Source organism: Streptomyces fractus, assembly GCF_049844455.1.
Lineage (GTDB): Bacteria > Actinomycetota > Actinomycetes > Streptomycetales > Streptomycetaceae > Streptomyces > Streptomyces fractus.
The window spans coordinates 4,829,391-4,850,917 of record NZ_JBMYHI010000002.1 but is presented as its reverse complement, the minus strand read 5'-3'; the positions used below and the strand labels follow the sequence as shown (position 1 = coordinate 4,850,917).

21 protein-coding genes are annotated in these 21,527 nt (G+C 72.7%); 12 read left to right on the top strand and 9 right to left on the bottom strand.

What is annotated here, in order from left to right; translation table 11 throughout:
• Window positions 1-55 precede the first annotated feature (55 nt).
• The 4 genes from ACP4E5_RS23995 to cbiE all read right to left on the bottom strand — a co-directional run bounded on the left by ACP4E5_RS23995 (window position 56) and on the right by cbiE (window position 3,913).
• Window positions 56-1,012, bottom strand: a complete 957-nt coding sequence (locus ACP4E5_RS23995) for a hypothetical protein (RefSeq protein WP_425831924.1) — start codon at window positions 1,010-1,012, stop codon at window positions 56-58.
• A gap of 151 nt (window positions 1,013-1,163) precedes the next feature.
• Entirely contained in the window at window positions 1,164-1,562 is a 399-nt protein-coding gene (locus ACP4E5_RS23990) for a hypothetical protein (RefSeq protein ID WP_425831922.1), read from the bottom strand.
• Between the two features lie 354 nt (window positions 1,563-1,916).
• Complete coding sequence (gene cobM, locus ACP4E5_RS23985) at window positions 1,917-2,672, bottom strand: precorrin-4 C(11)-methyltransferase (protein ID WP_425831920.1); 756 nt, start codon at window positions 2,670-2,672, stop codon at window positions 1,917-1,919.
• Window positions 2,669-3,913: a precorrin-6y C5,15-methyltransferase (decarboxylating) subunit CbiE gene (cbiE, locus tag ACP4E5_RS23980; RefSeq protein WP_425831918.1), complete on the bottom strand. Its 1,245-nt coding sequence runs from the start codon at window positions 3,911-3,913 to the stop codon at window positions 2,669-2,671. Before cbiE ends, cobM begins: the two co-directional genes overlap by 4 nt.
• A 220-nt stretch (window positions 3,914-4,133) precedes the next feature.
• On the opposite strand from cbiE, the gene ACP4E5_RS23975 reads away from it, so the two are divergent.
• Window positions 4,134-5,933 (top strand): DUF6049 family protein, encoded by a 1,800-nt coding sequence (locus tag ACP4E5_RS23975; RefSeq protein ID WP_425831916.1) that lies wholly within the window; start codon window positions 4,134-4,136, stop codon window positions 5,931-5,933.
• Here the strand turns inward: ACP4E5_RS23975 and ACP4E5_RS23970 are convergent, their stop codons facing one another.
• Window positions 5,934-6,896 (bottom strand): S8 family peptidase, encoded by a 963-nt coding sequence (locus tag ACP4E5_RS23970; RefSeq protein ID WP_425831914.1) that lies wholly within the window; start codon window positions 6,894-6,896, stop codon window positions 5,934-5,936.
• A 77-nt stretch (window positions 6,897-6,973) separates the two neighbouring features.
• A complete protein-coding gene (locus tag ACP4E5_RS23965) occupies window positions 6,974-7,921 on the bottom strand; it encodes a LysR family transcriptional regulator (RefSeq protein ID WP_425831912.1) in 948 nt (315 codons plus the stop codon).
• 100 nt (window positions 7,922-8,021) lie between these two features.
• Here ACP4E5_RS23965 and ACP4E5_RS23960 point away from each other — a divergent pair, with 100 nt between their 5' ends.
• From ACP4E5_RS23960 to ACP4E5_RS23940, 5 genes are all read left to right on the top strand, one after another.
• Entirely contained in the window at window positions 8,022-9,260 is a 1,239-nt protein-coding gene (locus ACP4E5_RS23960; RefSeq protein ID WP_425831910.1) for an MFS transporter, read from the top strand.
• 59 nt (window positions 9,261-9,319) lie between these two features.
• Window positions 9,320-10,111: a nucleotide-binding protein gene (locus ACP4E5_RS23955; protein ID WP_425831908.1), complete on the top strand. Its 792-nt coding sequence runs from the start codon at window positions 9,320-9,322 to the stop codon at window positions 10,109-10,111.
• Complete coding sequence (locus ACP4E5_RS23950; protein ID WP_425831906.1) at window positions 10,111-10,935, top strand: ParB/RepB/Spo0J family partition protein; 825 nt, start codon at window positions 10,111-10,113, stop codon at window positions 10,933-10,935. Before ACP4E5_RS23955 ends, ACP4E5_RS23950 begins: the two co-directional genes overlap by 1 nt.
• Before the next feature lie 39 nt (window positions 10,936-10,974).
• The gene (locus ACP4E5_RS23945) at window positions 10,975-12,372 is read left to right on the top strand and encodes an IclR family transcriptional regulator domain-containing protein (protein ID WP_425831904.1); all 1,398 of its coding nucleotides are present in this window, start codon (window positions 10,975-10,977) and stop codon (window positions 12,370-12,372) included.
• A gap of 72 nt (window positions 12,373-12,444) precedes the next feature.
• Window positions 12,445-13,779 carry a PP2C family protein-serine/threonine phosphatase gene (locus tag ACP4E5_RS23940; RefSeq protein ID WP_425831902.1) on the top strand — a complete coding sequence of 445 codons (1,335 nt, stop codon included), beginning with the start codon at window positions 12,445-12,447 and terminating at the stop codon, window positions 13,777-13,779.
• Here ACP4E5_RS23940 and ACP4E5_RS23935 read toward each other — a convergent pair.
• Window positions 13,707-14,342, bottom strand: coding sequence for an NAD(P)-dependent oxidoreductase (locus ACP4E5_RS23935; RefSeq protein WP_425831900.1), 636 nt, complete (start codon window positions 14,340-14,342; stop codon window positions 13,707-13,709). The two genes, ACP4E5_RS23940 and ACP4E5_RS23935, sit on opposite strands and share 73 nt — an antisense overlap.
• A 125-nt stretch (window positions 14,343-14,467) precedes the next feature.
• On the opposite strand from ACP4E5_RS23935, the gene ACP4E5_RS23930 reads away from it, so the two are divergent.
• Window positions 14,468-14,890, top strand: coding sequence for a hypothetical protein (locus ACP4E5_RS23930; RefSeq protein WP_425831898.1), 423 nt, complete (start codon window positions 14,468-14,470; stop codon window positions 14,888-14,890).
• Between the two features lie 18 nt (window positions 14,891-14,908).
• Here ACP4E5_RS23930 and ACP4E5_RS23925 read toward each other — a convergent pair whose 3' ends face one another.
• Window positions 14,909-15,334, bottom strand: a complete 426-nt coding sequence (locus ACP4E5_RS23925; protein ID WP_425831896.1) for an SH3 domain-containing protein — start codon at window positions 15,332-15,334, stop codon at window positions 14,909-14,911.
• Between the two features lie 129 nt (window positions 15,335-15,463).
• Here ACP4E5_RS23925 and ACP4E5_RS23920 point away from each other — a divergent pair, with 129 nt between their 5' ends.
• The 3 genes from ACP4E5_RS23920 to ACP4E5_RS23910 all read left to right on the top strand — a co-directional run bounded on the left by ACP4E5_RS23920 (window position 15,464) and on the right by ACP4E5_RS23910 (window position 17,973).
• On the top strand, window positions 15,464-16,444 hold the full coding sequence (locus ACP4E5_RS23920; protein ID WP_425831894.1) for a hypothetical protein: 981 nt from the start codon (window positions 15,464-15,466) through the stop codon (window positions 16,442-16,444).
• Window positions 16,377-16,877 carry a DUF7144 family membrane protein gene (locus ACP4E5_RS23915; RefSeq protein ID WP_425831892.1) on the top strand — a complete coding sequence of 167 codons (501 nt, stop codon included), beginning with the start codon at window positions 16,377-16,379 and terminating at the stop codon, window positions 16,875-16,877. The genes ACP4E5_RS23920 and ACP4E5_RS23915 overlap by 68 nt, the downstream gene beginning before the upstream one ends.
• A 91-nt stretch (window positions 16,878-16,968) precedes the next feature.
• On the top strand, window positions 16,969-17,973 hold the full coding sequence (locus ACP4E5_RS23910; protein ID WP_425841614.1) for an endonuclease/exonuclease/phosphatase family protein: 1,005 nt from the start codon (window positions 16,969-16,971) through the stop codon (window positions 17,971-17,973).
• A 124-nt stretch (window positions 17,974-18,097) separates the two neighbouring features.
• Here the strand turns inward: ACP4E5_RS23910 and snpA are convergent, their stop codons facing one another.
• Window positions 18,098-18,775, bottom strand: coding sequence for a snapalysin (snpA, locus tag ACP4E5_RS23905; protein WP_425841611.1), 678 nt, complete (start codon window positions 18,773-18,775; stop codon window positions 18,098-18,100).
• 125 nt (window positions 18,776-18,900) lie between these two features.
• Here snpA and ACP4E5_RS23900 point away from each other — a divergent pair, with 125 nt between their 5' ends.
• Together ACP4E5_RS23900 and ACP4E5_RS23895 are read left to right on the top strand one after the other, a co-directional pair.
• On the top strand, window positions 18,901-19,833 hold the full coding sequence (locus ACP4E5_RS23900) for a LysR family transcriptional regulator (RefSeq protein ID WP_425831890.1): 933 nt from the start codon (window positions 18,901-18,903) through the stop codon (window positions 19,831-19,833).
• Window positions 19,834-19,984: 151 nt separating this feature from the next.
• A complete protein-coding gene (locus ACP4E5_RS23895; RefSeq protein WP_425831888.1) occupies window positions 19,985-21,481 on the top strand; it encodes a VWA domain-containing protein in 1,497 nt (498 codons plus the stop codon).
• Window positions 21,482-21,527: the final 46 nt, after the last annotated feature.

Here is a 21,527-nt window from a genome sequence, read left to right as displayed (position 1 = left end):
CTTCGGGAGCGCCCCGGCGTTACGAGACCGACGGGGCCGACGAGACCTACGAGGCCTACGAGACCTCGGCCATCAGCTTGAGCTGCTTCTCCTTGGCCTTCTTCGCCTCGGCGAGGGCCTGCGCGTCCTGCTCGATCATCTGGTTCTGGTAGGCGACCTCGACGGTGTACCAGGTCCCGACGACGTTGTTCTTGACCTTGCACGCGACGTCCGCGGACGCGACCCGGCGCTCCTTGGCGGTGGCGACGGCGGCCTTCTGCCACTGGGGGTCGTCCCCGGCCTTCATCGGGTCGGCGTAGCTGTAGCCCTGCTTCTTCATGCAGGCCGACCACTTCGCGAAGGCGGCACGGACGCGTGCGTCGTCGTAGGACTTCGCCCAGCTGTCCGTGTTGACCTTGGTGGCGGTCGCGTCGCCGCCGTAGGACTGCGCCCCGGAGGCACCGAGCTTCGCCCGCGCCTCCCCGATGCAGCCACCGGCCGGGACCTTCTGTCCCTGGTAGTCCTGACCGCCCTTCGCGGCGGCGGACCCGGGCTTCACGTTCGGGTCGTCGGTGCCGGTCAGCACCATGGTGGCCGCCCGGCTCAGCTCCTGCGGCTTGGTCCTGCGGGCCGTCTTCTCCGAACCGGCCGGCTTGTACCCGTGGGTGGCGACGGCGTCGGCGTCCGTCACGCCGTACCGGAACTGCGTACGGCTCTTCGGGTGGAACGCCTGCTCCGCCGCGGGCACCCGGTACGCGATGTCGAAACGCTCCATGCACCTCTCGCGCAGCGTGAACTCGGCCTGCTGCATCTTCTCCAGCTGGTCGTCGCTCATCAGGTACGCGTCGATGGGCAGCGACTTGTCCGTGACCGACGTCAGTTTCGGCACGGAGGCGACCTTCGGGGTGCCCGTGCCGCCCCCGGACGACGCGTTCGCGGCCCCGTCCGCGTCGGCACTGCATCCGGCCAGCACCGCGACGGCGGCCGTCGCTCCGAGTAAGGCCAGGGGGAGGCGGAAGTTGCTGGTGCGCATGATGGTGAACGTCCTTGACCTGATTGGTGTTCGGCGAAGAGGGGACTCGCTAGAATTCCGGCCGCGGAGGTGCGCTGCCCAGCTGCATTGGGCAGCGCACCTCTTGCTCATTGCGGTCGGCCGAGGTCAGGGACCCGGCCGTCGGGTCGGCCTAGTAGAACTTGCCCGACGCGTTCTCGTTCTTCAGCGAACTGTTCAGGTTCGCCGCACCACCAGCCGCTATCGACTGCGACGTGCCCGCGTAGTTGCTGTTGTAGTACATGCGGAACCCGTTGTAGAAGTCCCAGTTGTCGACGGAGGCGGTGTTGTTCTTGACCGCGAGTCCGGCGCCGGCGCTGCCCGAGGAACTCGCGCTGAAGTAGTAGCCCGAGTAGTTGGGGATGTTGAAGTACTGCCGGTAGAAGGCGCCGGAGTAGTTGCTGTTGTAGTACAGGCAGGCGTAGCCGCTGGTGCAGGACTCCGCCGCCATGGCCGTGCCGGACGTACTGAGGGCCGTACCGACGCCGGCCAGGGCGACCGCCGAGGCGACGGCCAGATTTCTGAGGCGCATGGACTTCCTTTCAGGGTGTCTGGAAAGCAGGAAACAAGCAGCCGTCAGCGGTCGCCCGCCGCGGCTCGGCCCGAAACCTAACTCCCCCGACACCCCCGTGGTAGATCCACTTCCCGCGTGGCCAGAAACCGGCTGTCCGCCTCTCGGCGATCACCCCCGCGGGGCCGCGGCGCACACGAAAGGGCACGTCAACGGCCTCGGTCCAGACCAATTTCGGGAGAGCGCCGCATTCACGCCCTCTTCACGAAACGGACCAATGATCATGTTTCCCACAGCGGAGGGAATTCCTCCACCAAACGGCCCCTTGGCAATCTTGACCGGTTTTGAACGGCAGCCGGGGACCTACTGAGAGCCCTAGACCTGCGAACAGTCGCGGTCCCGCTCCGTGGAGTACAGGTGGCTGTCCCGGAATTGGGAGGCGCCCAGGGTGCGGCCCACGATGATCACGGCCGTCCGCAGCACGCCCGACGCCTTCACCTGGTCCGCGATGTCGGCGAGGGTGCCGCGCAGGACCAGTTCATTCTCGCGGCTGGCGTACGCGACGACCGCGGCGGGGCAGTCCGCGCCGTAGTGCGGGAGCAGGTCGGAGACGATCCGGTCCACGTAGCGCGCGCCCAGGTGCAGGACGAGAAGCGCTCCGCTCGCGCCGAGCGTCGCCAGGTCCTCGCCGGCGGGCATCGGCGTTGCCTGCTGGGCGATACGGGTGAGGATCACCGTCTGGCCGACCGTGGGAACCGTCAGCTCGCGCTTCAGCGCCGCTGCCGCCGCCGCGAACGCCGGGACCCCGGGGACCATCTCGTACGGGATGCCGCGCGCGTCCAGGCGGCGCATCTGCTCGGCCACCGCGGAGAACACCGACGGGTCGCCCGAGTGCAGTCGGGCCACGTCGTGCCCGGCCTCGTGCGCCGCGGCGAACTCCCGCTCGATGGCGTCGAGGTCGAGGTTCGCCGTGTCGATCAGCTTCGCGTCCGGCGGGCACTCGGCGAGGAGTTCGGCCGGGACCAGCGACCCCGCGTACAGGCACACCTGGCAGCCCGCGAGCGTGCGCGCGCCGCGGACCGTGATCAGGTCGGCGGCGCCGGGGCCCGCCCCGATGAAATAGACCGTCATGCCTGTCCAACCCCTGCCTTCGTTACGGACCATTGCGTGACCGGCATCGCCTGCCGCCACCCCGTGAAGCCACCGACCGGCACGGCGTGCGCGACGGACAGCTTCACCAGTTCGCCGCCGTGGCGCCGGTACCAGGTGGCGAGCAGCGCCTCGGATTCGAGGGTGACCGTGTTGGCCACCAGGCGGCCGCCCGGCGCGAGCGCGCCCCAGCAGGCGTCGAGCAGGCCGGGGGCCGTGAGACCGCCGCCGATGAACACGGCGTCGGGCGGCGGGAGTTCGGCCAGCGCCCGAGGTGCCGGGCCTGTGACGACGGCCAGGCCCGGTACCCCGAGCCGCGCCGCGTTCCGTTCGATGCGGGCCGCGCGCTCCGCGTCCCGCTCCACGGCGTACGCGCGGCAGGACGGGTGCGTGCGCATCCACTCGACGCCGATCGAGCCCGAGCCGCCGCCGATGTCCCAGAGCAACTCCCCGGGAGCGGGCGCGAGCGCGGCGAGGGTCGCGGCGCGCACATGGCGCTTGGTGAGCTGCCCGTCGTTCTCGTACGCGGCGTCGGGCAGGCCGGGCGCCGCGCCGAGGCGGAGGGCGTCGGGGGCGCGGCGGCAGTCGACCGCGATCACGTTCAACGGGTCGCCGGGCGCGTGCGTCCAGTCCTCGGCCACCCCCTCGTACGACGTCTCGTCCTCGGCGCCGAGGCACTCCAGGACCGTCAGCCGGCTCGGCCCGAAGCCCCGTTCGACCAGCAGCTTCGCGACCTGGGCCGGGGTGTCGGCGCCCGCCGAGAGGACGAGTACGCGGCGGCCGTCGTGCAGCGCTGCGGCGAGCCGGTCGGCCGGGCGGCCCACCAGCGTGACCACCTCGGTCTCCTCGACGGGCAGGCCGAGCCGCGCGCAGGCGTAGGACACGGAGGACGGGTGCGGCAGGACGTGCAGCGCGCCGGCGCCGACGGTTTCGACGAGCGTGCGGCCGATCCCGTAGAACATCGGGTCGCCGCTCGCCAGCACGGCGACGCGGCGCCCTTCGTGGCGGGCGAGGAGACTGGGCACGGCGGGCCTGAGCGGCGACGGCCAGGGGACGCGCTCGCCCGCGCACTGGGCCGGGAGCAGGTCGAGTTGGCGGGGGCCGCCGATGACGACGTCCGCGGCGCGAAGGGCTTCACGGGACGCTTCCGGCAGCCCCGGCCAACCGTCCGCGCCGATTCCGACGACGGTGACGACGGGTGTGGCGGGGTCGGTGGGGGTCACTGCCGGTTACCTCGTAGGCCGTCAAGAACGTCAACGTCGAACCGGCACTCTATCGGGGGACACCGGCGGGCCATTTCAAGCCCCTGCGGCAATTGAGCAGCGGGGGCCGGGGCAGAGCCCCGAGGCCTCGGCGACGCGCCGCACACACGCTCGGTCCCCCGTACCACCTCAGCCACCGTGTTACCTCAGAGCGATCGGCATCTCCGGGAGGCAGGACGACATGGCGGGACACGGAGCGGCACGGGCCTGGGCCGTGACCGCCATGGTGCTCGGGGCCACAGCCCTGCCCGGCACAACGCCGGAGGCCTCCGCGAAGGACGACCCCGCACCGACCGCCGTCGTCTGGCCGGTCACCGCGACCCCGCACATGACGGCCGCCGCCCTCGGCTCCGGGGCGAACGCGAAGCCCGTCTTCGACGACGACTCGCTCGCCGGACTGTTCGCGCCCGGCGGCCGGCTGCGCGAGGTCGTCGACGCGGGCAAGGGGCGCGACGTCAGCTGGGTGCTCGACCCGGACGTGGTGATCGCCGCGCAGGCGATGTCCAACGGCTACCGCGTCGCGAAGAACGCCGACTCCGCCAGCCCGCAGGACACCACCGAGGGCACCGGCCAGAGCGCGGCCCGCGCCTGGCTCGGCGCGCTGCGGGAGGCCGTCGACGGCCGCGAGGTCTGGCTCCTCCCGTACGCCGACACGGACCTCGCCTCGCTGGCGCACCACCCCGGCACCGACACCGACGACCTCACGGAGGTCGTGTCCGGGCTCGCGGCCGACACGAAGAAGCGGGTCGACCGGGTCCTCGGCACCAGCACCCGCTCCGGGCTCGGCTGGCCCGCCGACGGCACGCTCGACTCCGACGTGACCGCGCTCGGCGCCAAGCTGGGCGTGACACGGGTCCTCGCCTCGGGCTCGGGACTCACGCCCGCGGGCGCCGACCCGGTGACCGTGGGCAGCGGCGACGACGCGATGACGGCGCTGCCCTACGAGGCCGACCTCACGACCGCGCTCGGCCGCGTCAAGGATCAGACGACGCCCACTCCGTCGGCGTCACCCTCGCCCGACGACTCCGCGTCGTCCCCGAGTCCGAACGTCTCCGCGAGCCCCGACACCGCCGACAAGACCACCGTCGACCACATCACCGCCCTCCTGAAGGCGAACGCCCGGCCGGTCCTCGTGCCGCCCCGCAATCTGTCGGGCACGGCCGCGGACGCGCTCGGCGCCGCCATCGACTCCGGAAAGGACGACGGCTGGCTGGACCTCCAGGACCTCCGCGCGGCCGACGACGCCCCGGTGAAGGGCAGGGCCGGGTCCCCGTCCGCGTACCCGGCACGGCTGCGCGACAGCGAGCTCGGCAGGCAGGCGCTGACCGACGCCGCGGGCGACCTGGACCGGCTCGCGACCCTCAGCAAGGTGCTCGCCGACCCGAAGGACACCACGGCGTCCGTGCACGCGGCGATGGCCCGCGCCCTGGCGACCGCCTGGCGGGTCGAGGAGGATTCGGCGCAGCGGACGTTCCAGGACCGCACGACGGGCTTCCTGGCGACGTCGATGACGTCGCTGCGCCTCGTGCCGAAGACCTCCGTCACCCTCACGTCGGGCGACGCCTCGATCCCGGTCACGGTCGACAACGCGTTGCAGCAGGAGGTCTCCGGGCTCGAACTGCGCGTCACGTCCAGCGACTCCGAGCGCCTCAAGGTCAACGACGACAAGATCTCCGTGTCGGCCGAGGGCTCGGCGAGCCACACCTCGCAGATCGACGTCACCGCGAAGGCCAACGGCAAGGCGCATCTGACGGCCCAGCTCTACACGACGAGCGACGGCAAGCCGTGGGGCGACGAGATGACCTTCGAGGTCGACGTGACGTCGGTGTCGTCCGGGGCGATCGCCGTGGTGGCGACGGGCGTCGGACTCATCGTCCTGGCCGCCGTCTTCCGCATGCGCCGGGTCCGCAGACGCAACGCGAACGGAGACGGGAACGGGAACGGCCAGGACGAGAACACCCCACCGACTGACAGCGACTGATTACGAGTCCTTGTCCGCCTTCTTCACCGCCGCCTCCGCGTCCACGATGCCGAGGCCGAGCTTGGCGTCCTTCTTCGGGTTGACGGCCGTCTCCCGGATCGTGGACATGATCTCGTCGGGGTCGAGCCCCTGGTGGTGCAGGAGCGCCGCGAGCGCGGAGACGTAGGGCGCCGCCATCGACGTACCGGAGAGCTTCCCGTAGCCGGACGTGTCCTTCAGGGTCTCCTTCGTCGTGTACGTCGGGAGGGTGGAGAGGATGTCCTCCCCGGGGGCCGAAACGGCCTGCTCCGCACCGAAGTTGGAGAAGTCGGCCGCCGTGCCCTTCTCGGTGCTGGCGCCGACGACGAGGACCGGCGTCCGCACCTTGTACGGCTGGGTGTCGGCGCCGTCGTTGCCCGCCGCCGCGACGACGACCGCGCCCTTGTCGTGGGCGTGCTGGATGGCCTGGTTGAGGATGCCGCCCTGGAGCAGCTTCGTCATCAGGACGCCCTCGCCGAGCGAGAGGTTGATGACGTCGGCGCCGTGATCGGCGGCCCAGACGATGCCCCGGGTGATGTTGCCGTTGGACCCGCTGCCGTTGGCGCCGAGCACCCGCACCGGCATGATCTTGGCGCCGGGCGCGCCGCCCGCGACGCCGACGCCGTTGTCGGTGTGGGCGGCGGCGATGCCGGACACGTGCGTGCCGTGGCCGTTGAGGTCCTTGGGCTCGTCGTCGCCGTCGACGAAGTCGTGCCCGTCGACGAGCCGGCCCTTGAGGTCGGGGTGGTCGAGGTCGGCGCCGGAGTCGACGACGGCGATCACCGTGTCGTCGCCCTTCGACGTGTCCCAGGCGTCCGGCAGCTTCATGGCGTCGAGCGCCCACTGGTCCTTCCGCATGGGGTCCGGCTTGCTGTCGTCCCCGCACGCGGTGGCGAGGAGGAGGGTGGCGACGGTCGCGGCGACGAGCGGAGTACGGATGCGCATGGTCCGAGCCTGCGGGCCCCCGCCGCCTCACGCATGTGGTGGCCAGCCGTGTGGGCTACCGGCGTCTTCAAGAACCTTCAAGAGGCCCAGTGCGGCGTCCAGAAGTCCCCGGAGCCGTCCTCCTGACGCTCGTAGCGGTCCGTCAGATACGTCCGGAGCGCCGCGAGTCCGGGGTGCGCGTTGTCGGCCCGCCACAGCAGCGACAGCGGGTAGAGCGGCGTCGGACGGCGTACGGGGATGAACCGGAGCTCGATGTCCGCGGGGCGGGTGAGGGGGGTGCGGGTGCCCATGATGGTGGCCACGTCGTCCGCCGCCGCGACCGTCCGCAGCAGGTGGCCGCCGCCGAAGGTGGTGCCGCCGACGTCGATGGTGAGGCCGAAGGCGCGCTCCAACTCCTCGTAATACGTGGCCCATTCGCTGCCCTTGGCCATGCCGGGCATCCAGATCCGGTGCCCGGCCAGCTCGGTGGGCGTGACCTCGGCCCGGTCGGCGAGGGGGTGCGCCGCGCCGGTGACGAGGATGGCCGGCTCGTCGATGACGCGGGCGCTGCGCACCTCGCGCGGCAGCCGGTCCTCGGGCACGGCGCGCGTCCAGAACGCGGCGTCGACGCGCCCTTCCCGTACGGAGGCGAGCGCGGCGGGCCCGCCGTGGCCGAGGGCGACGACGTCGAGCGGGAGGTCCGGGTGGGCCTGGTGGAAGTCCTGCACGAACCCGTTGGTGATGACGTTGGCGCCGAGCACGTCGACGCGCAGCGGGCGCCGGCCGCCCCGCACGGAGTCGGCGGCCCGCTCGGCGACCGCGAGCAGCTCCCGCGCGTGCGGCAGGAAGGTCTCGCCGTCGAGGGTGAGCCGCGCCCCGCGCGGGGTGCGCGTGAACAGGCGCACCCCGAGCGCCCGCTCCAGGGCGGCGACGCGCTTGGAGGCGGCCTGCTGGGTGATGCCGAGCTCGGCGGCTGCGATCTGGATCTGCCCCTCGTCGGCGACGGCGACGAAGGTGCGTACGGTTTCCGGGTCCACGCCCTCCATACAACCATTGGTTGTGCAGATATGGGTGCCGGTTGTTTGCCGCGGCGCGCCGCCGACCGCTTGGATCGCCTGGTCAGAACGGGAAACGGGAGGGCGGGGCATGCGGCTCGGGCGGGATTTCGGGTGGCTGTGGGCCGCCTTCGCGGTGAGCACCGCCGGTTCGATGCTCGCGCTCGACGCGTTCCAGCTGGTCGCCGTCCTCGCGCTGCACAGCGACGCCGCCCAGGTGTCGTTCCTGGCGGCGGCCGGGCTCGCGGTCGGCGCGCTGCTCGCGGTGCCGCTCGGGCCGTGGATCGAGTTCCGGCACAAGCGGCCGGTGATGGTCCTCGCGGACCTGGTGCGCTGCGCGGCCCTGCTGACGCTGCCCCTCGCGTACGCCCTCGACGCGCTCACCTTCACCCAGCTCGTCCTGGTCTCCGTGGCCGTGACCGCCGCCGACATCGTGTTCCGCGCGGCGAGCGGCGCCCACCTCAAGGCGCTCGTCCCGGGCGAGGGGCTGCTGGCGGCCAATGCCCGGTTCGAGTCGACGCAGTGGACCGCCACGGCCGTCGGACCGCCGCTCGGCGGCGCGCTCATCGGCGCCTTCGGGCCGCTGACGACGGTGCTGCTCGACGCGGTGAGCTACGTCCTGTCGGCGGTGGGCGTGCGCGCCATCCGCGCACCCGAGCCGAAGCCCGCGAGCAGCACGCACGGCGGCCGGTTCAACACCGCCGACATCGCCGAGGGCTGGCGCCACTTGTGGCGGGAGCCGCGGCTGCGCGCCCTGTTCCTCAACAACGGCCTGGTGAACGCCCTCATCATGGTGGGCGCCCCGCTCATGGCGGTGCTGCTCCTCGACGACCTGGGCCTCGCCCCCTGGCAGTACGGCCTGGTCTTCGGGATCCCGTGCCTGGGCGGGCTCGCCGGCTCCCGGCTCACCGGGCCGCTGGTGAGGCGATACGGGGAGCGGCGGGTGCTCCTGGTGAGCGGGGCGGCCCGGGCGTGCTGGCCGATCGGGCTCGCGTTCGTGGGACCCGGTGTCGCGGGGATGCTCGTGGTGGTGTTCGTGGAGTTCGGCCTCATCACGTGCTGCGCCGTCTTCAGCCCCGTCATGGCGGCCGAGCGGCTGCGGCTCACGGACGACGACCGGGTGGCCCGCGTGCTGTCCGCCTGGACCGTCACCCAGCGGGCCCTCACCGCCACGCTGACGCTGCTGTGGGGCGCGCTCGCCGCACTGATCGGCACGCGCGAGGCGATCGCGCTCGCCGGAGTGCTGCTGCTCGCGACGCCCCTGCTGCTGCGCGGCCTGCGCTCACCGGCGTGTACACCCCGCCCCGCGGCGCCCACGCTGCCAGAGTGACCACGAACAATCGCCCCAAATGCGCCGGATGTTCCGGTTCATGGAGTTAGGGAGCTTTCGTGGCACACGTACACGTGATCCTCAATCAGAAAGGCGGCGTGGGTAAGTCCACGCTCGCCGTGAACCTCGCGGCCGTCACCGCCGACGTGCTCGGCGCGGGCGCCCCCGACGCCGAGCGGCCGCCCGTCGTCGCCGTCTCCATCGACCCGCAGGGCTCGGCGGTGTGGTGGTCGGAGCGGGTCGGCGAGGGCCTCCCCTTCGACTTCGTGCAGGCCCACGACGACCTCTCGGGGCTCGCCGCGCTCTCCCGGATCCCGTCCGCCGAGCACGTCTTCGTCGACACCCCGGGCTGGCTCGACCTCGCCGACACCGAGGGCGCCGACCCCCTCGGCAAGGGCGCGGCGGCGGACGCCCTGCGCGCGGTGCTCTCCAACGCCACCGACGTCATCGTCCCCATCGAGCCGGAGCCGCTCGGCTTCCAGCCCACGCAGCGCACGGTGGAGCGGGTCGTGAAGCCGCGCGGGCTTCCCTTCCGCGTGGTCATCAACAACTGGGACCCGCGCGACGGCAAGGCCGACCTGGCGCAGACCCGCGCGTTCGTCGAGGCGCAGGACTGGCCGCTCGCGCGCACCGTCGTGCGCCACTACAAGCTGCACACGCGGGCCAGCGCGGACGGCCTGGTCGTCACGCAGTACGGCGCCAACCGGGTCGCGCTCCAGGCCCGCGAGGACTTCTTCCGGCTCGCCCTGGAGGTCGGCCTCGCGGCGATCCCGGCCCCGACCCGCGCCGCCAAGAAGTCCTCCCGTACGAAGAAGTCCGCCGGCAAGTCCAGCAAGAAGGTGACCGTCTGATGGGGCGCCGTACCGACCTGTCCTCGCTCCTGTCCTCCGAGAAGGAGGCCGCCGAGGAGCAGGCCGCGGCGCCCGCCCAGCGCAGCCGCCCCGACACCAAGCCGCTCACCGTCCCGATCGGCGACCTCACCGAGAACCCGGACAACCCGCGGCACGAGCTGCGCGACCTCGACGGGCTCGCCGAGACCGTCCGCGAGCGCGGCGTCCTCCAGGCCCTCGGCGTCGTCTCCGCCGCCGTCTTCCTCGCCGCGCGCCCGCACCACAAGGAGGCCGTCGGCGACGCCCCGTACGTCGTCCTGCACGGCCACCGAAGGCTCGCGGCGGCCAGGATGGCGGGCCTGGACGAGGTTCCGGTGCTGGTCAGGGACGATGCGACGCGTTCCGACGAGGACGCGCTGATCGAGAACGTACAGCGCGACGACCTCACGGAACTGGAGCAGGCGCAGGCCATCCAGGGCCTGATCACCTCCTACGGATACTCGCAGCGCCAGGTCGCCGCCCGGATCGGCAAGACGCAGGGCTTCATCTCGCAGCGCCTGTCGCTGATGAAGCTGCGCGAGGACATCCAGGAGGCGCTCGCCGACGGCCGCGTCTCCATCGAGGACGCCCGCCGCATCGCCCGCCTCCCGAAGGACGAACAGGTGCTCCCCGGCGAGCCGGACGCCGCCGCGACCGTCCCGGCCGCCCGCAAGGAGAAGCGCGGCCGCGATTACGGCGTAATCAAGATCGACAGCCGGGGCACCCCCGACGATGTGGTCGAGGCACTGCGCCGGCATCTGGCCCCGGCCACCCTCGACAGGATCATCGAACTGCTGGGTCGCTGAGAGCCTGTGTCCGAGCGCCGGGTCGCTTACCGTGGCCCCGTGCTCGAAGTGCCGACCGTGCCGACCGTGGAGTCGCCGAACCCGCCCCCGCAGCCGCCCGCCGAGGCCGTGGCCCCGCTGATGCGCGGCCTCGACGTGCTGCGGCACCTCACGGAGGCGGACGGCACACTGGCCCTCGCCGAACTCGCCCGGGCCACCGGCCTCGCCCGCTCCACGGTCGACCGGATCTGCGCGACCCTCGCCCACCTGGGCTTCGTACGCCTCGACGGGCGTGACGCGTCGCTCGCCCCGCCGCTGATGGCCGTCGCCAACGCCTGCCTGGACGCGCTGCGGGTGCCGGGGTTGTTGGGCCCGCTCGCCGACCGGCTCGCGGAGGAGCTCGACGAATCCGTGTCGATCGCGGTCCCCGACGGCCCCGACATCCGCTTCGTCCACCAGGTGCTGCGCAGGCGGGCCCTGTCCATCAGCTTCCGGGTGGGCGATCGCCTGCCGGGCGACGGGTGCGCGCCGGGCCTGGTGTTCCGGGAGAACCTCCCCGTCGCGATCGACGACCAACTGGTCGAGCCGGGCCTGGTCGCGGTGGCGGTCCCCGTGCGGGGCCCGGACGGTTCGGTGGTGTGCGCGGTCAGCGTCGTGAGCCACACGAGCCGGCATACGGCGGGTTCCCTGCCGGGGGCGGTGCGGGGGGCTTTGGAGGCGTGTGTGCGGTCGATGGAAGCTGTGCTGGCCGGGAATCCGCCGCCCTCGGGGCTCCGCCCCGGACCCCGCGCCTCAAACGCCGTCGAGGCTGAATCGGGACGCGCCCCCATCGTGTCCCTCGCCCGAGGCCTGGACCTCCTCACGGCGACCCACTCCCACACGCTCACCGAAATCGCCGAGGCCACCGGCCTGCCCCGCGCCACGGCCCGCCGCGCCCTCATCACGTACGACCACCTCGGCTACGTCACCCGCGACGACCACACGTACCGCCTCACCCCCCGCGTCCTCGCCCTCGGCTGCGCGCCCCTCTCCCGCACCACGCTCCCCCGCATCGCCGCACCGCACCTGAACGCCCTGTCGAAGCGGCTCGGCGAATCCGTCGGCCTGTCCGTGCCGGACGGCGACCGCGTGCGGTGCACCGCGCGGGTGACGCCGCGCCGGGTCATGAGCGTCGACATCGGCGTCGGCTCCCGGCTGCCCGCGACGGACACGGCCGCCGGGCGGCTGCTGCGCGACGGCGGCGAGCGGGCCGTCGCCGACGGGCCCGAGGACGGGCTGCGGTCGCTCGCCGTGCCGGTGCGGGACCGGGCGGGCCGGGTGGTCTCCGCGCTCGACGTCACCGCCCACCAGGGGCGCGGGGACGACGACGCGTGGGCAGAGGCGCTGCGGGAGACCGCGGCGCTCATCGCGGCCGACCTGCACGTGACCTCACGCTTCGTGAGCGTCCCGCTGCACTGAGACCCGGATCTCACCGGCGTACGGACCTTCGTCCCTACTCCTCGCGACGAATGCCTCGCATTCTTTTATGTGATGACATCTCGTGGCTCGAGCGGCTTCTACTCCTCGATCCGTGGCGCGGTACCTTCCGACTCCCGCCCCACGGGCGGCTGGCGTGCCGTGGTGCTGCTCGTCGCGGTGATGGCGCTCATCATCGTCACCCTCGACGTGGCGACCCCCGCCGACTTCCGGGCGCGCGCCCTGCTCGGACTGGTGCCGATCGCCGTGGCGCTGCTCGCCCCCGTGTCCGTCACCGCCGTCGTCACCGGGCTGCTCGTCTGCGTCTACATCGGCCTCCAGGCCGTGGCGCCGCTGCCGACCGGCGGCTGGTCCGTGCTCGGGCCGCTGATGATCGGCACCGGCGGCCTGCTCGGGGTGCTCATCGCGCGCCGCAGGGAGGAACAGCGCAGCCGCGTCCAGGCCCTCACGGACATCGCCGAGGCCACGCAGCGCGCGGTGATGCGCGGACTGCCCGAGCGCTTCGAGGATCTGAACATCGCCGACTTCTACCAGCCCGCCGCCCGCGCGGCCCGGGTCGGCGGCGACTGGTACGACTTCCAGCCCTCGCCGCACGGGGTGCGCGCCGTGCTCGGCGACGTCAGCGGCAAGGGCCTGCCCGCGGTGTCCGCCTCTGCGTGGCTGCTCGGCGCGTTCCGGGAGGCGGCGTACCACGAGGAGCGGATCGAGGAGGTGGCCCGGCGCCTGGAGATCGCCATGCAGCGCTACAGCGCCTGGACCCGGATCACCCACGACGAGGGCCTCACGGACGCGTTCTCCACCGGGCTGCTGCTGCACTTCCCGCCCACGTCGAGCGAGTACGTCGACGTCGTCAACTTCGGGCACGAGCCGCCGCTGGTCGTCACCGCGGACGGCCGCGTGCACACCCCCGAGCTCCCGGCCGGGCTCCCCCTCGGCATGGGGACGCTGGGCGCCGCTGCTCCGGGCGTGGCCCGGCTGCCCTTCGGGGTCGGGGACACGCTGATCCTGTTCACCGACGGCGTGACCGAGTGCCGCGACGAGAACGGCACCTTCTACCCCGTACGCGAGCGGCTGCCGCACCTGGTGTCCCCGCGCGGCGCGCAGGAGCCGCCCGAGGCCCTGCTGAGCCGCCTCGCGGAGGACCTGCGCGCGCACCGGTACGGGCCGCCGAGCGACGACGCCGCGATCACCGTGGTCCGCAGGACCGCGGAGCGCGCGCCGTATCTGGACGAGGCGGACGCCGAACTGTACGAGTACCGGCCGAAGCCGAAGGAGACCGCGGAGACCGCCGACTCGGCCGTTCGGGCGGCGCAGGCTCAGTACGCGACCGACATGCGCTTCCTGGAGTGCGCGTCGCGCTCGATCTCGTCGACGAAGGCCAACGCGTAGTCCTCCGCGCTGATCCGGCTCTCGCCGTCCGCGTCCTTCATCAGCCGGTCGCCGCCGATCCGGAACTCCTCGGTGCGCTCCCCCGGGGCGATCTCCGCGGCAGGCGAGATGTACGTCCAGTCCACGTCGTCGACCGTGCGCAGGAACGCGAGCACGTCCCGGTGCGCTAGCGCCTCGCCGCGGTACGCGTCGGGGAAGCCCGGCTGGTCCACGAGCGCCTCGCCGGGCGCGACCTCCAGGCTGCCCGCCCCGCCGACCACCACGAGCCGCGCGACCCCGGCCCCGCGCACCCCGGCGACCAGCGCCTGGTTGAGCGCGAGGAACGGCTTGACCGGGTCGGAACCGTCGCGGGGCGGCGCGAGGGCGGAGGCCACGGCGTCGTGCCCGCCCGCGAGTTCCGACAGCCTCTGCACGTCACAGACGTCCGCCGCGGCGGGCGTGACACCGGCGACGGGCGCGTCGCCGGAGCGGCTGACGGCGGTCACGCTGTGGCCGCGGCCCACGGCCTCGGCGGCGATGCGGCTGCCGACCATGCCGGTGGCGCCCAGGAGCAGGATGTTCATGCGCTCAGCGAAGCACGGTGCGCCACCGCGCGCATGTTGCGAAGGGCGTGCCACGAGAGGTCAATGGAAGACGAAGGAAGCGAATCTCGGGGCATCCGAGGGGGCCTGGCAGAAAGGAGCCCGTCATGGCTCAGCACGCGGCACCCGCACCCGGACGGCAGCCCGGAGGCGCCGTGCTCTCCCCGACGAGCGCGGCCGTCGTCATCCCCGTCGTGACCGGCATCGCGTACGGCTTCTGGGCGGCGAGCGTCGACCGCTTCGGCGGCGAGGTCACCGGAGGCAACATCGCGCTCGGCTTCGTCACCGGCATCATCGTGGCGGCGCTCTGCTTCGGCATCCACCACTGGTCGAAGCAGCAGGCGGGCCGGCACTTCCTCGCGCGGGCCTCGGCCTGGGGCGCGTTCGCCGGCATCGCGGTCGGCTTCCTGCACAGCCTCTCGGACCCCGCGATCCTGTGGTCGGTCATGCTCGGCCTGATCGTCGGGGCGTCCACGTTCGTGGGCACGTACTACCGGTACTACTCGGCGAGCGAGTACGCGCCCGTATAGTCGAATAGAACGTACGTTCTAGTACCAGACGCCGAACTCCCGGGTCTCGGTCTCCCGGTACCACCAGCCGCTCGGGCCGTGGTCATGCCGCGGCCCGTCGGACGGTGGCCCGGAGGACGTGCAGCTCGGCACGCCGCGGCCACCGGTGTCCACGTACGCGGCGCTGGCCCAGCCGCGGGCGCCCGTGAACCAGTACCAGGTCGAGGTGCCGTGCACGGAGGAGCCGTCGGTGGCGCACTCGATACGGTCCTGGCTGCCCGGCGAGAGCCGGTACACGACGGACGCGGAGGTGCTCGGCCCCGAGCGCAGATTGAGATCGGACTGCGAGACGACCGTCCCCCAGACGACGTCGCCGTTCGCACTGGCCGGTGCCGCGGCGGTCACGGCGAGCAGACCGCCCGCCAGGAGCCCGGCGGCGGCCAGGGCGGGAGTGGTTCGGCGCATGATCGGCCTCCTAGGTGAACCCCAGGGTCCTTGTAGATCTTCACGCCCCCACGTCCAGGAAACACCCGTTCGGCCCAGTGCTCCACCGGAGCGCTCGCGCCCCGCGCGGCCTGGGCCTTGCCTGGCAAGGTGACCCGAAAAGCCCCCGTCCCCGGCTCCTTCACCGCCGTGCTCTCCTCGGTGCTGCTCGTCGTCGCCTGCCTGCTCGTCCCGCTCGGCACGCTCTCCACGTGGGCGAAGTACGAGATCGGCGACAGCGACCGGTACGTGTCCGCGATGGCGCCACTGGCCGGCGACCCGGACGTGCGGAACGCGGTCGCCGACGCGGTGACCACCGGAGTCATGAAGAACCTCGACGTGGGCGCGCTCGAGTCGGCCATCGAGCGGTATCTGCACGACGCGGTCGTCTCGTTCACGGACACCGACGCCTTCCACGACGCCTGGAACACCGCGAACCGCGCCGCCCACGACGCCGTGCAGCAGGCCCTCGACGAGGGCGCCACGGGACCCGTCACGCTCGACCTGGCCCCCGTGACCCGGCAGGTCAAGCAGCAACTGGAGGCGAACGGCGTGCCGTTCGCCGAGCGCATCCCGGTCACCCACACCGAGGTCACCCTGCTGTCCGCCGGCGACCTGGCCACCCTGCGCAAGGGCTTCCACACGCTCCAACTCGCGGGCTTGTGGCTGCCGTTGGCCGCCGTGGTGTGCGCCGCCGCGGGCCTGGCGCTCGCCGCGCGCCGCCGCCGCGCGCTCGCCGCGACGGCCCTCGGTGTCGCCCTGGGCGCCGCCGCGCTGCTCATCGCGCTGCCGCTCGCCCGCGCGCTGACGCTCTCCGACATCTCCGACGCCGCGAACAAGGCGGCGACCGCCTCGGTCTACGACGCCCTGACGTCGCCCCTGCGCTCCGCGTCGTGGGCGCTGGTTGCGGCGGGCGCGGTGGTGGCGCTCGCGGTGTGGCTCGGCAGACACCCGTTCAGCCGCGCACGGAATGCCGCCGCCCTCCTCCGGCGCGAGCATTCCGGTGACACGAGGAGGCGCCCGCATGACCCAGACACCACCGGAAACCGAGACGACAGCCTGGTCCCAGGACCACCGCACGCCCGCCCCTGACCTCCCCCGCGACCCGAGCACGCGCGGCAACTGGGCAGCCGGCGGCACCCTGTTCGCCGGCGTCCTGATGCTGGTCAGCGGGTGCCTCGGCGCCCTCAACGGGATCGCCGCCATCGCCAAGGACGACGTCTACAGCCGGATCGGCGACTACGTCTACGCGTTCGACCTCACCACATGGGGCTGGATCCACCTGGTCATCGGCGCGCTCGTCGCGGTCACCGGCTGGGGCGTGCTCAAGGACAAGGACTGGGCACGCGGCGCGGGCATCGGCCTCGCCGCGCTGTACGTCGTCGAGTACTTCCTGTTCCTGCCGTACGCGCCCGTGTGGTCGGTCATCTCCATCGGCGTCGGCGTCTTCGTCATCTGGGCGCTCGCCACGGAACCCGGCAGGGCCACCCCCACCCCCAACTCGCCCACCACCGAACCGGCCTGACTGTCGGCACCCCCGGCTAACCTGGACAACTCCGAACAGACGGTACGGGGGACGGGGACGGGGGCGGGCCTTGAGCCAGCGGCAGCAGCACATCGAAGAAGCGGACGAGGCGCCCGGTGCCCCGCGGTACGAGCCGCGGGGCACCGGGCGCCGCCGTGTGAACAGGGCGGGAGCGTGGGCGGCGGCGCTGCTGCTCGCGGTGGTCAGCGCGGTCGTCGCCTGCCGGGCCACGGACCGCGACGCGGTGACACCCGTGCCCCAACTCCTCGCGTTCCTCCCCTGGCTGATCGCGCCCACGGCCGCCGCCCTGCTCCTCGCGCTGCTGTCGCGCTGGCGTACGGGGCTCGTCTGGGGCGTCGCCGCCCTCGGCGCGCTCGCCTGGTACATGGAGCCGTACGGGAAGGACGTCGAGCCGGACGGCGCCCTCGTCTCCGGCGTCCGGGTCCTCGCGTCCAACGTCCAGTTCAGCCGCGGCACCAACGCACTGATCGACACGGTCACGCGGCACCACCCCGACATCGTGTTCGTCGAGGAGTGCGGGCGGCCCTGCCGGGACGCGCTGGACCGCGAGTCGCTGCGCACCCGCTACCCGCACCGGCGGGCCGTGGCCGCGGACGGCTCGGAGGGCTCGGTGATCCTGAGTACGTTCCCGCTGAAGGCGGCACCGAAGGTGACCGCAACGATGGGCATGCCGGCCGCCACCGCGGACGTACGGGGGCACGCGGTGCGCCTCCAACTCGCGCATCCCATGCCGCCGTTGCCCGACCAGGTGGGCGTGTGGAAGACGGAACTCGGCCGCCTCGCGGACGTCGCCCGGGCGAGCGGGGGACCCACGATCATGGCGGGGGACTTCAACGCGACGCAGGACCACGCGGCGTTCCGCCGGATCCTCGACGCGGGGGCGCTGCACGACGCGGCCCGCCTCACCGGCCACGCCCGCAGACCGAGCTGGCCGTCGACGGCGCCGGGCCCGCTGGGCACACAGATCGACCACGTCCTGGTGACCGACGACTTCTCGGCGGACAAGTCCCGCTTCATCCACCTCGCGGACACGGACCACCGGGCGCTCCTGGTGGACCTGACGCTGCACGGCTGAGCCGGGCGCGCCGCCCGTGGGGAGACGGGCGGCGGCCCGGTGCGGGGGACCGGATCGGTCAGGTGGGGGGAGACCGGTCCGATCCGGTGGGGGAGACCGGTCCGATCCGATCCGGTCGGTCCGGCTAGCGCAGCCGGAGCTCCGCCTTGTGCAGGGCCTTGGCGAACCCGTTGGCCCAGAGGGATTCCACCTGCGCCTTCTCGTTCGCGTCCGGGTTCGGGTTGGTGCACGAGGGGCCGGGGCCGCCGCCCGACATCAGCTCGCTGCACGGCCCCTCGTAGTGATCGGGGAGGCCGAGCACGTGACCGGTCTCGTGCGTGGTCACGCGCGTGGAGTCGTACTCCTGGTTCTGCGCGTAGTCCAGGAAGACGTAGCCGCTGCCGTGCCCGTCCGTCGACGCGTACGAACCGCGCGAGTCGTTCCCCTCGCGGTACGAGAAGTCGCCGCCGCCGGAGGAGGCCTGGAGCTTCACGTTCGACACCGACGAGTTCCAGATCGACGCGCTGTTCGCTATCTGCTGCTGGAAGGTCGGCGCGCCCGAGGCGTCGTACAAGACGGTGACGGACTCGGCGCCGGGGTTGGCGGCCCGCTTCTCGGCGACGGACTTCAGGACGGCCTCGAAGAAGGCCTTGTTGCCTGCGGCCTCCTCGGCGGACCCGGCGTAGCGCGCGTACGACGGCGTGGCCGCCTGCCGGTCGGTCGTCTGATGGGCGGCCGCCGGGCTCGCGGCGAGGGCGGTGACGGTGAGGCCGGCGCCGAAGGCACAGGCGAGAAGACGGATGACTGTGGGGGGTGGTGTCATGTCCATGCGTGAGAGTGTGGGGCGGGCGGGACGCACGGGAAAGATGCCACTGTGCGATAACTCCGCGCTATCACCACACAGTTGACTCTGGTGCGACGTACGGGAGCGGCCTACGCTCAACGCCCATGGAGCTGGAAGTGCGGCACCTGCGCGTCCTGTGCGCGATCGAGGACACCGGCAGCCTGCACAAGGCGGCCCGCCACCTGGGCATGACCCAGCCCGCCCTCAGCACCCAGCTGCGCCGCATCGAGGACCACCTCGGCGGCCGCCTGTTCACCCGCGAACGCACCGGCTGCCGCCCGACCCCGCTCGGCCGCACGCTCCTCACGCGCGCCCGCCCGCTCGTGGACGACCTGCGCGCGCTGGTCGACGAGACGCGGGCGATGGCGCGGGACGCGGCCGGCGACCGCCTGCGCATCGGCTCCACCGCCAGCCGCGCGATACCGGGCTGGCTGCGCCGCCTGCGCGCGCGTTCACCGCACGAGCCGTCGCTGCGCATGGACGTCTCGGCGCACGCGCTGCTCCGCCTGGTCGCCGAGGGCGGCCTCGACGTGGCGTTCGTCCACGAGGTGGAGGGCAGTCCGCTGCGCATCCCGCAGGACCTGACGTGCAAGGTGCTGCTCGCGCGCGAACCCCAGTACGTCTCCCTGTCGGCGGACCACCCGGCGGCGGGCAGTCCCGTCGTACGCCTGACGGACCTGGCGGAGGACCGCTGGATGATCGACCCGACGGTGGACGGCGAATGGGACGGCCTGCTCAGGGCGTTCCGCTCGGCGGGCCTCAACCCCCGCGTGCTGCACGGCGATTACCTGACCGCGTCCAACCTCGTCGCGACCGGCGAAGTGGTGACGCTCTGCCAGCCGACGTCCCTCGCCCGCCCCGACATGGCGATCCGCCCCTTGGAGGGCGACCCGGTGGCCGTACGCCTCCTCCTCGCGGCCCGCACCGCGACCGTCCTGGACGCGGTGCTTCCGGCCCTGCGAGAGGCCTATTGGGAGGCAGCACACCAGTCACCGGCGTATCGGACACGTCTCACGGAGTCGGGCGTGATCGACTGAACCCACACAGAAAGGGCGGCAGTTGTCCGCCCGGGCGAAGGGGCCCGACCCTGCCCAAGATCACGGCCAGTGGCGGCTAACCTTACGTGTCCGCCCTGGCCAGGGGTTCCAGGGCCGACGTCGGGGACAACTCATGCGGAAGGTTGCGCACATGGGCATTCTGGATCTGCTGCGGAACGCGTTCGGGCGATCGCGCAAAAAAGACGGGACCGCTGCCGCTCCGGACCCGGCGCCCGCCACCACGGACCGGCCAACGGTCCCCGCCCCCTCCAAGGGCGAGGCCGACGATCTGGTCTCGGCCGCCTTCGACAACATCACCGTCCCAAAGCCGTCACCTCCGGTGGGCGGGGAACGGGTGAGCGGGGAGACGCCGGAGTCCTCGGAGGAGCCGGCTTCGGCTGAGCTCAAGGCGGAGGCTGCGGCCGAAGAGGCGACCGATTCCGAGGCTGAGGGTTCGGCTCCGGCCGAGGAGACGCCCGAGGAGGAGGCTCCGGCTCCGGTCCCGGCCGAGGTGACCAAGGACGAGGCAGAGGCTGCGCCCCCGGCCGAGGCCGCGGAAAAGCCGGAGCCCAAGCCCACCGCTCCGGCCGCCGAGCCGATCACGGCCGACACCGAGAGCCCGGCCCCGGCTGAGGCCAAGGACGACGCCGAACGTCAGGTCGCCGCCGAGGCCGAGGCCACCGCTGTGGGCACGGCGAAGGACGACGCCGAGCGTCCGGCCCCCGCCCCCGCTGTGGGCAAGCGTCCCGCAGGGCGGGACGGGTGGGCACAGCCCCCGGTGCAGGCCGAAGAGGACAAGGGGGCCGACCCCGTCGCAGCGGAAGAGCCCGCTCCGGCGCAGGCCGACAAGACCGAGGACGTCGACCCCGTCGCGGCGAGCACCCCGGACCAGGCCGAAGAGACCGAGAAGGCCGACCCCGTCGCGGCAAAGACCCCGGCGCAGGCCGACAAGACCGAGGACGTCGAGCCCGGTCCGGTGAAGAAGCCCGCCCACACCTCCGCCAAGGTAAAGACCCGCGCCCCCGGCCTCGCGGCGGCGCACACCGCCGCCGGCGCCGCGCTCAAGAAGCGCGGCCTCACCGGCACCCGCGCCACGGTCTACCTCGTCCTGGACCGCTCCGGCTCCATGCGCTCGTACTACAAGAACGGCTCGACCGCCGCCCTCGCGGAGCAGACCGTCGCGCTCGCCGCCCACCTCGACCCCCGCGAGACCCCCACCGTCCACACGGTGATCTTCTCGACGGACATCGACGCCGCCGGCGACCTCACCCTGGACGCGTACGAGGGCAAGGTCGACGCGTGGCACGCGGAGGCGGGCCGGATGGGCCGCACCAGCTACCACCGCGCGATCGAGGAGATCGTGGCGCACCACGAGAAGTCGGACGATCCGAGCGCCCCCGCCCTGGTGATCTTCCAGACGGACGGCCCCCCGGACGTCCAGCGGCCGGCGAACGAGGCCCTCGCGGCAGCGTCCAAGCACCCGCTCTTCTTCCAGTTCGTGACGTTCGGCGACCCGGAGAGCAAGGGCTTCGACTACCTCCGCAAGCTGAAGGCGGACAACACCGCCGTCTTCCACGCGGGCGAGACCCCGCTGGAGCTCACGGACGCGGAGCTCTACAAGGGCCTCCTGGAGTCCTGGCGCCCGTAACCCCGCAGAACAAACCCCGCAGGTGGCGGACGGCTTCCGTCCGCCA

Excerpts from the sequence above, each read along its gene's own strand:
- ACP4E5_RS23930 (WP_425831898.1), top strand. The coding sequence starts at position 14,468 with ATGGCTCAGCACGCGGCACCCGCACCCGGACGGCAGCCCGGAGGCGCC.
- ACP4E5_RS23900 (WP_425831890.1), top strand. The coding sequence starts at position 18,901 with ATGGAGCTGGAAGTGCGGCACCTGCGCGTCCTGTGCGCGATCGAGGAC.
- ACP4E5_RS23940 (WP_425831902.1), top strand. The coding sequence starts at position 12,445 with ATGACATCTCGTGGCTCGAGCGGCTTCTACTCCTCGATCCGTGGCGCG.
- cobM (WP_425831920.1), bottom strand. The coding sequence starts at position 2,672 with ATGACGGTCTATTTCATCGGGGCGGGCCCCGGCGCCGCCGACCTGATC.
- ACP4E5_RS23935 (WP_425831900.1), bottom strand. The coding sequence starts at position 14,342 with ATGAACATCCTGCTCCTGGGCGCCACCGGCATGGTCGGCAGCCGCATC.
- ACP4E5_RS23895 (WP_425831888.1), top strand. The coding sequence starts at position 19,985 with ATGGGCATTCTGGATCTGCTGCGGAACGCGTTCGGGCGATCGCGCAAA.
- ACP4E5_RS23960 (WP_425831910.1), top strand. The coding sequence starts at position 8,022 with ATGCGGCTCGGGCGGGATTTCGGGTGGCTGTGGGCCGCCTTCGCGGTG.
- ACP4E5_RS23970 (WP_425831914.1), bottom strand. The coding sequence starts at position 6,896 with ATGCGCATCCGTACTCCGCTCGTCGCCGCGACCGTCGCCACCCTCCTC.
- ACP4E5_RS23975 (WP_425831916.1), top strand. The coding sequence starts at position 4,134 with ATGGCGGGACACGGAGCGGCACGGGCCTGGGCCGTGACCGCCATGGTG.
- ACP4E5_RS23925 (WP_425831896.1), bottom strand. The coding sequence starts at position 15,334 with ATGCGCCGAACCACTCCCGCCCTGGCCGCCGCCGGGCTCCTGGCGGGC.
- ACP4E5_RS23990 (WP_425831922.1), bottom strand. The coding sequence starts at position 1,562 with ATGCGCCTCAGAAATCTGGCCGTCGCCTCGGCGGTCGCCCTGGCCGGC.
- ACP4E5_RS23950 (WP_425831906.1), top strand. The coding sequence starts at position 10,111 with ATGGGGCGCCGTACCGACCTGTCCTCGCTCCTGTCCTCCGAGAAGGAG.
- ACP4E5_RS23995 (WP_425831924.1), bottom strand. The coding sequence starts at position 1,012 with ATGCGCACCAGCAACTTCCGCCTCCCCCTGGCCTTACTCGGAGCGACG.
- snpA (WP_425841611.1), bottom strand. The coding sequence starts at position 18,775 with ATGACACCACCCCCCACAGTCATCCGTCTTCTCGCCTGTGCCTTCGGC.
- ACP4E5_RS23965 (WP_425831912.1), bottom strand. The coding sequence starts at position 7,921 with ATGGAGGGCGTGGACCCGGAAACCGTACGCACCTTCGTCGCCGTCGCC.
- ACP4E5_RS23915 (WP_425831892.1), top strand. The coding sequence starts at position 16,377 with ATGACCCAGACACCACCGGAAACCGAGACGACAGCCTGGTCCCAGGAC.